Source organism: Azospirillum sp. B506, from assembly GCF_000333595.1.
GTDB lineage: Bacteria > Pseudomonadota > Alphaproteobacteria > Azospirillales > Azospirillaceae > Azospirillum.
This window is the reverse complement of sequence record NZ_BADK01000799.1, coordinates 1-1561: the sequence shown is the minus strand read 5'-3', so window position 1 is coordinate 1561 and position 1561 is coordinate 1. Positions and strand designations below refer to the sequence as shown.

Genomic DNA, 1561 nt, shown 5'->3' with positions numbered 1-1561 from the left:
GTAGGCTGCGACAGTTCGGGCGTTCCTGCCCGGCGAAGAAGGCGTCGAGGAGGTGCGCCTGTAGATCGCTCAGGCCCAGTGCCGCGGGCGGCGCCCGGATGACGACAGCGGAGCCGGTCATGCTGCCCTCCGACCACGCGGGCCACTGTTCTTCACCTTGACCGGGCCGGCGGCATGGGCCGTCCTCTCCCGATCCGCGATCCAGGCGTTGAGCGTGCTTCGCCGCGCGCACAGCACGCCGGCAAGGTCGAATATCGGCAGCCCGCCCTTTTCCTTGAGGTGGTGCGCCTGTCTCGGGCGGATGTTGAGGTGCCGAGCGATGGCCGGCATTCCATAGAGCAGGTCCGAGTCTGCCCCGCACACCCCCGCCTTTGTCGCACTGGCATCCTCGGGAGGGGCCTCAAGCCGATGGCTTTCCATGCACTTTGCTCCTTGCTCTTGTTGCATCCATGTCGCGGCTTTGTCGCACGGAGAAGCCGTGCAACTGCGGAAATCAGGGAAAATCAAGGTCTTATGAGGAGGCGCCGTTCAAATAGAAACCCCCGGCCACAGAAACGGGCCGGGGGATAAGGAATTGATATAGAACAGAGATTTCAGATTTCTATCAGAGGACGAGTCCCCTGCATCCGGGATCGTCGGTTGGGCGATGGCGCACAGCGTCGGGTCCTGGTGCAGGTGGTAGGCCACCGCCAGCGTGGCACAGCGGGTGTAGCCGACGCGCGCCGCCTTCAACACGGTCAGCAGCGGCACCGCCGGATCGCACATGGCGTCCACCAGCCCGCGCTGGTAGCCGTAGAGCGTCACCTTGCCATGCTCGGCCCCGGTGCCCTTCGGGATCCAGCCATAGCGCTCGGCCCAGACGGAACCGCTCATGCGCTCCTGGAACTTCAGGCTGCCCTCGAACAGGGCCAGCAGCGCCCGGCGCAGCTCGCCCCGCCCGATCCGGTAATCGCCGTGACGGTGGGCGCTGACCCGCGCCGCCGCCTCATGCCCCCGGTTCATCGCTCACCGCAGCGCCCCAGTTCTTGACCAGCTCATCGCGGGCGGCGTCGAAGGCCCGATTGATTTCCGTCTCCGCCATCGCCTGGATTTCCGGCGCCCCGGTCATCGCCGCGGCACGGCCGGCGATCTTGGCCACCGCGTTGGACAGGCCGGTGCGCAACCCAATGCAGAAGCCGGCGACGTCGGCCGCGGCCTCATGGCGGTTCACCACCTCGTTCAGCGCCTCGTCCGCCTCGATCTCGGCCACCACCGCGTCGGCCACCGCCTTGCGGCGCTTGGCCTCGTCGGCGGTGATGACGCCGATCTCGCCCGCATAGCCGGCGGCGACGTCGGCGACGGCGCGGTCCACCAGCCAGCGGTGGACGTCGGCCGTCGCGAAGGCCCATTCCCGGCCCTTGGCCCCCTTCTCCGCGAAGGGGCAGCCGTCGCGCACCCAGGCGTCGACCGTGGGCAGGCTGACGCCGAACAGGTCGGCCAGCTCCGCCCGGTTCACCCGTTGGCCCGGTTTGGACATAAACAAAAACCTCGGTTCAAAAATGTCTCAGAGGGTGGACCGGTG

Annotated in this window: 3 protein-coding genes; all 3 read right to left on the bottom strand. The window is 67.5% G+C overall.

The window, feature by feature from the left end:
- Positions 1-117 precede the first annotated feature (117 nt).
- Entirely contained in the window at positions 118-420 is a 303-nt protein-coding gene (locus tag I71_RS38940; RefSeq protein WP_049976321.1) for a hypothetical protein, read from the bottom strand.
- Between the two features lie 108 nt (positions 421-528).
- Positions 529-1002 (bottom strand): phage terminase large subunit family protein, encoded by a 474-nt coding sequence (locus I71_RS25165; RefSeq protein ID WP_042700199.1) that lies wholly within the window; start codon positions 1000-1002, stop codon positions 529-531.
- Positions 986-1516: a terminase small subunit gene (locus I71_RS35235; protein ID WP_049976320.1), complete on the bottom strand. Its 531-nt coding sequence runs from the start codon at positions 1514-1516 to the stop codon at positions 986-988. Before I71_RS35235 ends, I71_RS25165 begins: the two co-directional genes overlap by 17 nt.
- Positions 1517-1561 lie beyond the last annotated feature (45 nt).